Origin of the sequence: Sphingopyxis sp. (assembly GCF_050725615.1) — a bacterium.
Taxonomy (GTDB): domain Bacteria; phylum Pseudomonadota; class Alphaproteobacteria; order Sphingomonadales; family Sphingomonadaceae; genus Sphingopyxis.
Genome location: NZ_JBOHHU010000113.1, coordinates 1 through 11796, shown reverse-complemented (window position 1 = coordinate 11796; position 11796 = coordinate 1). Strand labels below are relative to the sequence as shown.

The 11796-nt window shown below is 67.6% G+C and carries 10 protein-coding genes; all 10 read left to right on the top strand.

Going from position 1 to position 11796, the window contains the following annotated elements:
* The coding region (gene mraW / locus ACREB7_RS18985; protein WP_431593832.1) for a 16S rRNA (cytosine(1402)-N(4))-methyltransferase at window positions 1-292 on the top strand (292 nt) is incomplete at its 5' end.
* Window positions 286-873: a hypothetical protein gene (locus ACREB7_RS18980; RefSeq protein ID WP_431593831.1), complete on the top strand. Its 588-nt coding sequence runs from the start codon at window positions 286-288 to the stop codon at window positions 871-873. The genes mraW and ACREB7_RS18980, both read left to right, overlap by 7 nt.
* Window positions 870-2561 carry a peptidoglycan D,D-transpeptidase FtsI family protein gene (locus ACREB7_RS18975; protein WP_431593830.1) on the top strand — a complete coding sequence of 564 codons (1692 nt, stop codon included), beginning with the start codon at window positions 870-872 and terminating at the stop codon, window positions 2559-2561. The genes ACREB7_RS18980 and ACREB7_RS18975 overlap by 4 nt, the downstream gene beginning before the upstream one ends.
* The gene (locus ACREB7_RS18970) at window positions 2561-4000 is read left to right on the top strand and encodes a UDP-N-acetylmuramoyl-L-alanyl-D-glutamate--2,6-diaminopimelate ligase (RefSeq protein WP_431593829.1); all 1440 of its coding nucleotides are present in this window, start codon (window positions 2561-2563) and stop codon (window positions 3998-4000) included. Before ACREB7_RS18975 ends, ACREB7_RS18970 begins: the two co-directional genes overlap by 1 nt.
* Entirely contained in the window at window positions 3997-5376 is a 1380-nt protein-coding gene (locus tag ACREB7_RS18965) for a UDP-N-acetylmuramoyl-tripeptide--D-alanyl-D-alanine ligase (RefSeq protein ID WP_431593828.1), read from the top strand. The genes ACREB7_RS18970 and ACREB7_RS18965 overlap by 4 nt, the downstream gene beginning before the upstream one ends.
* Window positions 5376-6446: a phospho-N-acetylmuramoyl-pentapeptide-transferase gene (gene mraY, locus ACREB7_RS18960; protein WP_431593827.1), complete on the top strand. Its 1071-nt coding sequence runs from the start codon at window positions 5376-5378 to the stop codon at window positions 6444-6446. The genes ACREB7_RS18965 and mraY overlap by 1 nt, the downstream gene beginning before the upstream one ends.
* Complete coding sequence (gene murD, locus ACREB7_RS18955) at window positions 6443-7747, top strand: UDP-N-acetylmuramoyl-L-alanine--D-glutamate ligase (RefSeq protein WP_431593826.1); 1305 nt, start codon at window positions 6443-6445, stop codon at window positions 7745-7747. Before mraY ends, murD begins: the two co-directional genes overlap by 4 nt.
* Complete coding sequence (locus tag ACREB7_RS18950; RefSeq protein WP_431593825.1) at window positions 7744-8982, top strand: FtsW/RodA/SpoVE family cell cycle protein; 1239 nt, start codon at window positions 7744-7746, stop codon at window positions 8980-8982. The genes murD and ACREB7_RS18950 overlap by 4 nt, the downstream gene beginning before the upstream one ends.
* 10 nt (window positions 8983-8992) lie before the next feature.
* Window positions 8993-10177 carry an undecaprenyldiphospho-muramoylpentapeptide beta-N-acetylglucosaminyltransferase gene (gene murG / locus ACREB7_RS18945; RefSeq protein WP_431593824.1) on the top strand — a complete coding sequence of 395 codons (1185 nt, stop codon included), beginning with the start codon at window positions 8993-8995 and terminating at the stop codon, window positions 10175-10177.
* Entirely contained in the window at window positions 10177-11610 is a 1434-nt protein-coding gene (gene murC, locus ACREB7_RS18940; protein ID WP_431593823.1) for a UDP-N-acetylmuramate--L-alanine ligase, read from the top strand. Before murG ends, murC begins: the two co-directional genes overlap by 1 nt.
* Window positions 11611-11796 lie beyond the last annotated feature (186 nt).

Here is an 11796-nt window from a genome sequence, read left to right as displayed (position 1 = left end):
CCCCGGCGGCCGGCTCGCGGTGGTGTCGTTCCACAGCACCGAGGACCGCATCGTGAAAAATTTCCTGCGCGAACGGAGCGGAGGCGATGCCGCCGGTTCGCGCCACCGGCCCGCGCTAGCCCCTCCGGCGCGGGCCGCAACTTTCCTGACCCCGGCGCGCCGGGTGCGCCCGGGCAAGGATGAAGAAGCCCGCAACCCCCGCGCCCGTTCGGCGACGCTGCGCAGCGCGGTGCGCACCGATGCGGCGGCATGGTCTGCGGGTTCGACGACAAAGGAGGCGATCTCATGCTGATGGCGGCGCGCAAATTGCAGGGCATCGGGCTGGTGTTGCTCGTGCTGGTGTTCGCGATGATGCTCTATCCGGTGTCGCTGAAGGTCGCGGCGACGCGCAGCGAACTCGCGCAGATCAACCAGCAGATCAATCGCACCCGCGACAATATCCGCTACCTCGAATCCGAACTCGCGGTGCGCGCCTCGATGCGCCAGCTCGAGCAATGGAACGCCGAAACCTTCGGCTATTCGGCGCCGTCGGCGAGCCAGTATCTCGCGAACGAGCGCCAGCTCGCCTCGGTCGGCCGTCTGCCGCGCGCACGCGGCGCCAATGACGTCGCGCCGGTGCTGATGGCGATGGTGTCGCCGGTTGCGGTGCCCGAAAAGGCCAAGCCGGCCGTCACCGCCGATGCCCCCGCCGCTGCGTCGAAGCCGGCGGCGATCAAGCTCGCGGCGGTCCAGTCCGACACCCCGCCGCGCATGGCGCCGACGCGCCGCCGCGAACAGCTCAAGATGATCGAGGATCAGCTTCTCGCCGAATCGACGCTCGCCGATCTCAAGCGCGCGGCGGCCGCCGAAGCGGGGGATGGCAAAGGCAAATGAACACGCTGGTCGTCCGTCCGACGCGCGTCCGCACCGCCGGGGTGCGGCAGCAATTGCTGATGACCGCGCAGCAGCGGCTGATGATCCTGATGCTGCTGTTCATGGCGGCCATCTTCCTGGTGTCGCTTCGGCTGCTCTATTTCGCCGCCTTCGATACGACGCCGCGGCGCGGCGGTGCGGCGGCCTTCGTTCCCGCGCGCGCCGACATCGTCGATCGCAACGGCGTGCCGCTGGCGCGCACCATCGACGGCTATTCGATCCGCGTCGTGCCGTCGAAGCTGCTCAACAATCGCGCCTATCTCGCCGACGAACTGGTCAAGATTTTTCCCGACACGCCGCGCGAGGAATTTCTGGCCAAGCTGAACGGCAGCCGCGCCACCTACATCCGTCGCCGCGCGCTGCCCGACCAGGTCGCGGCGGTGAATGCGATCGGTGACATCGGCTTCGACTTCCCGCGCGAGAAGGAACGGCTCTATCCGCAGCTCAGCCTCGCCGCGCACACGCTGGGCTTCATCAATGCCGAGGGGCAGGGCGTCACCGGTATCGAGGGCGCTTATGAAAAGCGCCTGACCGACGCCGCGACGCGCGGCCAGCCGCTCGCGCTGTCGATCGACGCGCGGGTGCAGGGCGTGCTCGAAAGCGAACTCGGCAATGCGGTGACCAACCTCGAGGCGATCGGCGGCGCGGGGATCATCCTCGACGTCCACACCGGCGAAGTGCTCGCGATGTCGTCGCTGCCGACCTTCAATCCGAACAAGCTGACCGGCAGCGACCCCGCGACGCGCCGCAATGCGGTGACCTATAATCTTTACGAGCTGGGATCGACCTTCAAGCCGCTGACCGTGGCGGCGGCGATCGACGCCGGCACCGTGACCAGCATGGCGCGGCGCTACGACGCGACCCAGCCGCTCGCCATCGCGGGTTTCCGGATCCGCGACAGCCATCCCGCCGGGCGCTGGTACAATGTGCCCGAAACGCTGATCCACAGCTCGAACATCGTGACCGCGCAGATCGCCGACGAACTGGGCCGCGAGAAGATGGAGGCGATGTTCCGCAGCGTCGATTTCGACAAGCGGCCGGGCATCGAGCTGAAAGAGCGGGCGTTTCCGCTGTGGCCCAAGAATTGGGGCCGGCTGACCACGATGACGACCGGCTATGGCCATGGCATCGCGGTTACCCCGCTGCACCTCGCCAGCGCCTATGCCGCGCTGGTCAATGGCGGCATCTACCGCCCGGCGACGATGCTCAAGCTGGGCGACAAGGCGCCGCCGCAGGGCCGCCGCGTCTTCAAGGCATCGACCAGCGCGCGGATGCGCCAGTTGCTGCGCCTGATCGTGTCCGACGGCACCGGCAAGCAGGCCGAGGCCCCGGGATTCCGCGTCGGCGGCAAGACCGGCAGCGCCGAAAAGCCCGGCATCGGCGGCTATAATCGCACGTCGGTGGTCGCGACCTTTGCCGCGGCCTTCCCTATGGATAATCCTCGCTATGTGATCATTGCGATGATCGACCAGCCCAAGGGCAATGCCTATAGCTCGGGTCAGCGCACCGCCGGCTGGACGGCGGCGCCGGTGGTCAAGAAGGTCGTGATGCGCGCGGGCCCGATGCTCGGCGTCTTTCCCGACGAAAGCCGCGACGTCGACGTCTCCGAACTGACGCCGCTGCTGTGGAGAAACGGGGAAGCCGAATAATGCGTCTCGCGGCGCTGATCGAAAACCAGTCTTTGTCGGGCGCCGACCCTGTCGTCACCGGGCTGGCGATCGACCATCGCAAGGTCGCGCCGGGCACGATCTTCGGCGCCTTTGTCGGCGAAAAATTCAACGGCGAGGATTTCATCGCCGCCGCGATCGAGGCGGGCGCGATCGCCATCGTCGCGCGGCCCGAGGCGAAGGTTACGGGCGCGGTGCATATCGCCGACGCCAATCCGCGCCGCGCCTTCGCGCATATCGCCGCGCGCTTCTTCCAAAAATTCCCCGCGACCTGCGTCGCGGTGACCGGCACCAACGGCAAGACCTCGACCGTCGAAATGACGCGCCAGCTGTGGCGGATGGCGGGCTTTCACGCCGCGTCGATCGGTACGCTGGGCATCACCACGTCGAACGACAGCGCCTCGACCGGACTGACGACGCCCGACATCGTCACCTTCCTCAGCAACATGTCGGGACTGGCGATCGAAGGCGTGACGCACGCCGCATTCGAGGCGTCGAGCCACGGCCTCGACCAATACCGCACCGAAGGCCTGCCGGTGAAAGCCGCCGCCTTCACCAACCTCAGCCACGACCATCTCGATTATCATGGCGACATGGAGACCTATATGGCCGCCAAGATGCGGCTGTTCCGCGAGGTCGTCGATCCGGACGGCACGGTGGTGATCTGGAACGACGACATCTGGTCGCCGGCCGCCGAGCATCAGGCAAAGCAGCGCGGCGTCCGCATCCTGACCGTCGGCCAGCATGGCGAGAATCTGCGCCTGATCTCACGCGAACCCACCCAGCTTGGCCAATCGCTCGTCATCGCCGCAGGGCCGATGGCGCAGAAAGTCACGCTGCCGCTGATCGGCGCCTATCAGGTCGCCAATGCGCTCGTCGCGGCGGGCCTTGTCATCGCGACCGGCGGCGACGTGGCGCAGACGCTCGGCAATCTGGCGCGGCTCCAGCCGGTGCGCGGGCGGCTCGAACGCGCCGCGATCACCAAGGCGGGCGCGCCGGTCTATGTCGACTATGCGCACACCCCCGATGCCATTGAAGCCGCGCTCGACGCGCTGCGCCCCCATGCGACGGGCCGCCTGATCCTCGTCTTCGGCGCCGGCGGCGACCGCGACAAGGACAAGCGCCCCGAAATGGGCAAGGTCGCCGCCGCCAAGGCCGATGTGCTGATCGTCACCGACGACAATCCGCGCGGCGAGGATGCCGGGGCGATCCGCGCCGCCGTCGCTGCGGGCGCACCGAATGCGCAGGTGATCGGCGATCGCCGCGCCGCCATCGCCGCCGCCATCGCCGAGGCGCGCGCCGACGACATCATCTGCATCGCGGGCAAGGGGCATGAACAGGGCCAGATCGTCGGCGCGGGCGATGCGATGCGCGTCATCCCCTTCGACGATGTGACCGTCGCGCGCGAGGAGGCGGCATGAACCCGCTATGGACCGCGCGCGCGATTGCCGCTGCGACGGGCGGCACCGCGAGCGCCGACTTCACCGTGCACGGCGTCGCCTTCGACTCGCGCGAGGTGGGGAAGGGCGACCTGTTCGTCGCGATGAAGGGCGAGGCGACCGACGGCCATAACTTCATCGACAAGGCGGTCGCTGCGGGCGCGGCAGGGATCGTCTGCGAAACCGCGATCGACCATCCGCATGTCCGCGTCGCCGACAGCGCCCTCGCGCTGAACGCGCTGGGTATCGCGTCGCGCGCGCGCTGCCACGGCCGCATCATCGGGGTCACCGGTTCGGCGGGCAAGACGGGGACCAAAGAGGCGCTGTTTGCGGCGCTCGATCGCTTCCGTCCCGGCAAGGCGCATCGCTCGGTCAAAAGCTACAACAACCATGTCGGCGTACCGCTCAGCCTGTCGCGTATGCCCTCGACCGCCGATTATGGCGTGTTCGAAATGGGCATGAACCACGCCGGCGAACTCGCCGCGCTGACCCGGATGGTGCGCCCGCACGTCGCCATCGTCACCACCATCGCGCCGGCGCATATGGAATTTTTCGGCAGCGAAGCGGCGATCGCCGACGCCAAGGGCGAAATTTTCGAAGGCCTTGAGCCCGGCGGCACCGCGATCGTCCCGTTCGACAGTCCGCATTATGCGCGGCTGCGCGCCAAGGCCGAGCAGCACGCCGGGCAGGTGGTGAGCTTCGGCCTCGGCGCCGGCGCCGATGTGCGCGCGGTCGACTGGCTGCCCGACGGGCAGGGCGGTTCGCTCGTCACCGCGCAGGTTCAGGAAGCGCTGCTCTGCTTCAACATCGCGCAGGCCGGCGCGCATTGGGTCTCGAACGCGCTTGCGGTGCTCGCGGCGGTCAAGGCGGTCGGCGGCGACCTGCCCGCGGCGGGCCTCGCTTTTGCCGAGATGGCCGGACTCGCCGGGCGCGGTGCGCGGCATCGCTTGCCGGTCGCGGGCGGCGGCCATATCCTGCTCATTGACGAAAGCTATAACGCCAACCCCGCCTCGATGGTCGCCACGATCGACCAGCTCGGCAGCGAATCCGGCGACCGCCGCGTCGCGATTCTCGGCGCGATGAAGGAGCTGGGGCCGGGCGGCGAGGCCTATCACGCCGGTCTTGCCGCTCCGCTCATCGCAGCAGGCGTGCAATTCGCCTTGCTCGTCGGCGAAGAGATGACGCCGCTCGCCAAAGCGCTTGAGGGGCGTATCGATTTCGCGCATGTGCCCGACCATCGGGCCGCCAACGAGCGGCTGAAAGACTTGATCCGCGCTGGCGATGCCGTGCTGGTCAAGGGGTCGAACAGCGTTGGCCTGTCGCATCTGGTGACGGCGCTGACCAACGGGGAATATTGATGCTTTACTGGCTGGCGGAATGGCTTGGCTTTCCGGGGGTTCTCAACCTCATTCGCTATCTCAGCTTCCGCTCGGGCGCTGCCGTCGCGACCGCGCTGATCATCGGCTTGTGGATCGGCCCGCGCTTCATCCTGATGCTGCGGATGCGCCAGGGCAAGGGCCAGCCGATCCGCGACGATGGCCCGCAGACGCATCTCGCGAAAAAGGGCACGCCGACGATGGGCGGGCTGATGATCCTGATTGCGCTGATGATTTCGGCGTTGCTCTGGATGGACCTGTCGAACCGCTTCGTCTGGGCGTGCCTGTTCGTCACCGGCGGTTTTGCGGTCGTCGGTTTCCTCGACGATCTCGACAAGGTCACCAAGGCCAGCCATCGCGGTATCCCCGGCCGCGTGCGGCTGCTGATCGAGTTCATCATCGCCGGCGTCGCGGTATTCCTGATCGTGTCGCGCACCGGCACCGACCTGTATCTGCCCTTCTTCAGCGGCATCGTGCTCGAACTCGGGCCCTTCTATTATGTCTTCGCGATGGTGATGATCGTCGGCTTCGGCAATGCGGTGAACCTCACCGACGGGCTCGACGGGCTCGCGACCTTTCCGGTGATCATCGCCAGCCTCGCCTTCCTCGTCATCGTCTATCTGTCGGGTAACGTGAAATTCGCCGAATATCTTGGCATCCCGCATGTCCCGGGCGCGGGTGAACTCGCGATTTTCGCCGCCGCGATCATCGGCGCGTGCCTCGCCTTCCTGTGGTTCAACGCGCCGCCGGCGGCGGTGTTCATGGGCGATACCGGCAGCCTCGCGCTCGGCGGCGCGCTCGCGACGATCGCGGTGACCGCGCAGCATGAGCTGGTGCTCGTCATCATCGGCGGGCTGTTCGTGGTCGAGGCGCTGTCGGTGATCATCCAGGTCTTCTGGTACAAACGCACCGGCAAGCGCGTCTTCCGCATGGCCCCCATCCACCATCATTTCGAGCAGCTCGGCTGGCCCGAATCGACCGTCGTGATCCGTTTCTGGATCGTGTCGATCGTTCTCGCGCTGGCAGGGCTAGCGACGCTCAAGCTCCGGTGATCACCAGCCGCGCCTTTGCCGGTCGCCGCTACGCGGTGCTGGGGCTGGCGCGCTCGGGGCTCGCGACGGTCGAGGCGCTCGTCGCCAGCGGCGCGGGCGTCACCGCGTGGGACGACCGCGAAGAAGCGCGCGACGACGCGATGGCGCTCGGCGCCGACATCGGCAATCCGCTCGAGATCGACCTCATCGGTTTCGCGGGCGTCGTCGTGTCGCCCGGCGTGCCATTGAACCGCCACCCGATCGCCGCCCACGCGCGTGAGGCGCATGTGCCGGTGATCGGCGATGTCGAGCTGTTCGCCGAGGCGCGCGAGGAACTGCCGCCGCACAAGGTCGTCGGCATCACCGGCACCAACGGCAAGTCGACCGTCACCGCGCTCGTCACCCATATGCTGGAGACTGCCGGGGTGCCGACGCTGATGGGCGGCAATATCGGTCTGCCGATCCTCAGCCGCGATCCGCTGCCCGAGGGCGGGGTCTATGTGCTCGAACTGTCGAGCTACCAGATCGACCTGTCGCACAGCCTGGCCTGCGATATCGCCTTGCTCACCAATCTGACCCCCGACCATCTCGACCGTTACGACGGTTTCGCGGGCTATGCCGCGTCGAAAGCACGGCTGTTCGGCCTGCAACACCGCGATCAGGTCGCGATCGTCGCGGTCGACGACGACCCGTCGAAGATCATCGCGGGCCGCATCAACCACCGCCTGCACCGCGTCTCTGCGCAGGATGTCGATCCCGTCGACCAGAGGCGCTGGCCAGCGCTGCAAGGGCCGCACAATGCGCAGAACGCGGTCTGCGCGATCGCGGTGTGCCGCGTGCTGGGGTTGAACGACGAACAGATCGAGGGCGGCCTTGCCAGCTACAAGGCGCTGCCGCATCGCATGGAATGGGTCGGCGAAGTCGCTGGCGTCGGCTGGTATAATGACAGCAAGGCGACCAACGCCGCTTCCGCTGCACCGGCGCTGGCGGCCTTTCCGCCGGCGCCGGACCAGCGTCTCCACTGGATCGCCGGGGGGCAGGCCAAGGGCGACGGGCTGTCCGCCTGCCGTCCCTGGTTCCCCAACGTCAAGCGCGCCTATCTGATCGGCGAGGCGATGGAGGGCTTCGCGGCCGAGATCGGCGATGCGATCCCGGTCGACCGCTCGGGCGATCTCGCGACCGCGATCGCGCGCGCGGCGGCGGTCGCCGAGCCCGGCGACATCGTGCTGCTGTCGCCGGCCTGCGCGTCGTTCGACCAGTTCAAGAGTTTTGAGGAACGCGGCGACCGGTTTCGGACCATCGTCAAGGCATTCGGGGCATGAGCGGGGGCATGGACAATATGGACGCGACGGGGGAAAAGCCGATCGTGGTGCAGGCGCGCAGCAGCAAGCGGCGCGGCCCGCGGCTCAGCCGCGCCGACCGCACGCCGCTCGGCCTGTGGTTCTGGGAAATCGACCGCGTGCTCTTGCTGCTGGTGTCGATGCTGATCGCGGTCGGGCTGGTCGCGGTGACCGCCGCCTCGCCGGTCGCGGCGCAGAAGCTGTCGACCTCGACCGCCAGCCTCGACCCGCTCTATTATTTCTATCGTCAGATCATGTGGGTGATGCTCGGCGTGCCCGTCATGCTTGCGGTGTCGATGCTGCCCAAGGCGCAGGCGCGGCGCTTCGCCATCTACGGCACCATCACCTTCATGGCGCTGTTGTTCCTCGTGCCGCTGGTCGGGACCGAGGTGAACGGCGCGCAGCGCTGGCTGGGCAGCGGCATGTTCCGCCTGCAGCCTTCCGAATTCCTCAAGCCCTTCTTTGCGGTTGCGCTGGCATGGATATTGTCGCTGCGACTGCAGGACCAGAGCCTGCCCGTCGTGCCGCTCAGCTTTGTGCTCACCGGGATCATCGCGCTGCTGTTGATGGGCCAGCCCGACCTCGGCCAGACGATCATCTTCATCGGCACCTGGCTGGTGCTCGTCCTTGTCGCCGGGCTTTCGATGCGGATCATGGCGATGCTCGCGGGCGGCGGCATCGCGGGCATCATCCTCGCCTATTTCTTCTATCCGGTCGCGCAGCAGCGCATCAACATCTGGCTGTTCGACAAGGGCGACAGCTTCCAGGTCGACAAGGCGCATGCGACGCTGACCGCCGGCGGCCTGATCGGCACCGGCCCCGGCGCCGGCCTCGCCAAATTCCAGCTGCCCGAGGCGCATACCGACTATATCTTCTCGGTGATCGGCGAAGAGTTCGGCATGATCGCGTGCATGGCGATCGCGATCCTCTATCTCGCGATCATCGTCCGCGTCCTCGTCCGCCTGCTCGACGAAGAGGACAGCTTCCTGATCCTCGCCGTCGCCGGCCTCGTCGCGCAGTTCGGGGGGCAGGCGATCATCAACATGGCGGTGAACACCCAGCTCTTCCCGTCAAAGGGCATGACCTTGCCCTTTATCAGCTATGGCGGCTCGTCGATGATCGCGCTGTCGATCGGCATGGGTTTGCTCTTGTCGCTGACCCGGCGGAACCCCTATGCCGCAAGGGTGTCGATGACCCGCAACTGGAACAAAAAATGACGGCCCGTCCATGACCGCAACGCGTCACTATCTTCTCGCCGCCGGGGGTACCGGCGGCCATATGCTTCCCGCTTATGCGCTGGCGGGCGAATTGATCGCGCGCGGGCACCGCGTCGCGCTGGTCAGCGACGACCGCGGCCTCAAGATTCCCGGTGCCCCCGCCGAGCTCGAAACCCATGTTCTGCCCGCCGGGCGCGTCGCGGGCGGCCCCGTCGGCTGGGTCAAGGCGGCGCTGGCGATCCGCAAGGGGCGGCGCCTCGGCATCGAACTGATCAATGAATTCGACCCCGCGGTTGTCGTCGGCTTCGGCGGCTATCCCTCGCTGCCCAGCCTGCTCGCCGCCAAGGCGACCAAAAGGCCGAGCGTGATCCACGAGCAGAACGCCGTGCTCGGGCGCACCAACCGGCTGATGGCGTCGCGCGTCGACGCGATCGCGGTCGCCTATCGCAACATTCATCGCTTTCCGGAGGCGCTGGCGCTCAAACGCCACCTCACCGGCAACCCGGTGCGCGAGGAAGTGATCGCGATCCGCGAGGAAGGGTATCCGCCGCTGACCGAGGATGGCATCCTGCGCCTGCTCGTCGTCGGGGGAAGCCTCGGCGCCACGGTACTCAGCGAGGTCGTTCCCGCCGCCATCGCGATGCTGCCGCGCGCCTTGCTCGACCGGCTGCAGATCGTGCAGCAGGCGCGCGAGGCCGATCTGGAAGGCGTGCGCGGCAAATATGCCGAACTCGGCGTCGCCGCCGAATGCGCGCCCTATTTCGCCGACATTCCCGACCGCATGCGCTGGGCGCATCTGGTGATTGCGCGCGCGGGCGCGTCGACCGTGTCCGAACTCGCCTGCGCCGGGCGTCCGGCGGTGTTCGTGCCCTATCCGCACGCGATGGACAATCACCAGACCTATAATGTCGCCGACCTGGTCGAGGCGGGCGGGGCGGTGTCCTTCGCGCAGCCCGATTTCACGCCGTCGGCGCTCGCCAAGCAGATCCAGCGCATGGCGCTCGAACCCGGCGCGCTCGAAGCGGCGGCCGAGCATGCCGCGAGCTGCGGACTTCCCGATGCGACCCGCGACCTCGCCGACCTCGTCGAATCGCTCGCCGCGCCGCCGATGATGGACGTCATTCGCGTCGGCGCCGCGTCGGGCCAGCGCGCCGCCGCAAACAGCGCCGCGACCGCGCGGCAGGGGGATCGCTGATGCGCGGCGTCGCGACCGATATCGGCACCATCCACTTCATCGGCATCGGCGGCATCGGCATGTCGGGCATCGCCGAGGTGATGCACAACCTCGGCTATCAGGTGCAGGGCAGCGACATCGCCGACGGCTATGTGATCGAGGGGCTGCGCAAACGCGGGATCAAGGTCGCGATCGGGCATGAGGCGTCGAACGTCGAAGGCGTCGCGGTCGTCGTCACCTCGACGGCGGTCAAGCGCGGCAACCCGGAAGTCGAAGCCGCGCTGTCGCACCGCATCCCGATCGTCCGCCGCGCCGAAATGCTCGCCGAACTGATGCGGCTCAAATCGACGGTCGCCATCGCCGGCACGCACGGCAAGACGACGACGACCAGCCTCGTCGCGGCCTTGCTCGATGCGGGCGGGATCGACCCGACCGTGATCAACGGCGGCATCATCAACAATTATGGCTCGAATGCGCGGCTTGGCGCCAGCGACTGGATGGTGGTCGAGGCCGACGAGAGCGACGGCAGCTTCCTGCGCCTCGACGGCACGATCGCGGTCGTCACCAACATCGATCCCGAACATCTCGACCATTATGGCAGCTTCGACGCGATCAAGGACGCCTTCGTCGAGTTCATCGAGAATGTGCCCTTCTATGGCGCCGCGATGCTCTGCCTCGACCATCCCGAGGTGCAGGCGATCATCCCGCGCATCCGCGACCGCCGCATCGTCACCTATGGCTTTTCCGCCCAGGCCGACGTGCGTGGCACCAATGTGACGCCGGGGCCCGACGGCAATCGCTTCGACGTCGTCGTGCGCGACCGCGACGGGGGCAGTCGGACGATCGAGGGCATCCACCTGCCGATGTCGGGCCGCCATAATGTCCAGAATGCGCTAGCGGCGATTGCCGTGGCGCTGCACATGGGCGTTTCGGATGAGAAGATTGTCTCGGGCTTCAACGGCTTCGCCGGGGTCAAGCGCCGCTTCACCAAGGTCGGCGAGATCGCAGCGGGTGGGGGCGTGGTGACCGTCATCGACGATTATGCCCACCACCCGGTCGAAATCCGCGCCGTGCTGTCGGCGGCGCGCGAGGGCGTCGGCGCGGGCCGCGTCGTCGCAGTGGTGCAGCCGCACCGCTTCACCCGGCTGCGCGATCATATGGACGATTTCCAGCAGGCGTTTAACGACGCCGATATCGTGCTCGCGCTGCCGGTCTACACGGCGGGCGAGACGCCGATCGAGGGGGTGTCGTCCGACACTTTGGCCGCAGGGCTGCGCGACCGTGGGCACCGCCAGGCGTCGACCGTCGCCGACGCCGATGCGCTGGCCGCCGCCATCGCCCAGTCGATGGCAGCGGGCGACCTTGGCGCGGGCGACAAGATCATCTGCCTCGGCGCGGGCGACATCACCAAGATGGCGGCGGGTTTGGCCGCGGCGGTGGAGCGCGCGGCGTGACAAGCTTCTCCGTTCCCATCCCATCTCCGTTTGTGTCGAGCGAAGTCAAGACACGCCGGCGCAGCGCCACGCGTCCCTCGACTTCGCTCGGGACGAACGGGGAAGGGATGCGGTTGTGAGCGACCTTGCCACCCTCCCGGCCGTGCGCGGCAAACTGACGGCAAAGGCTCCACTGGCCCCGCTCGT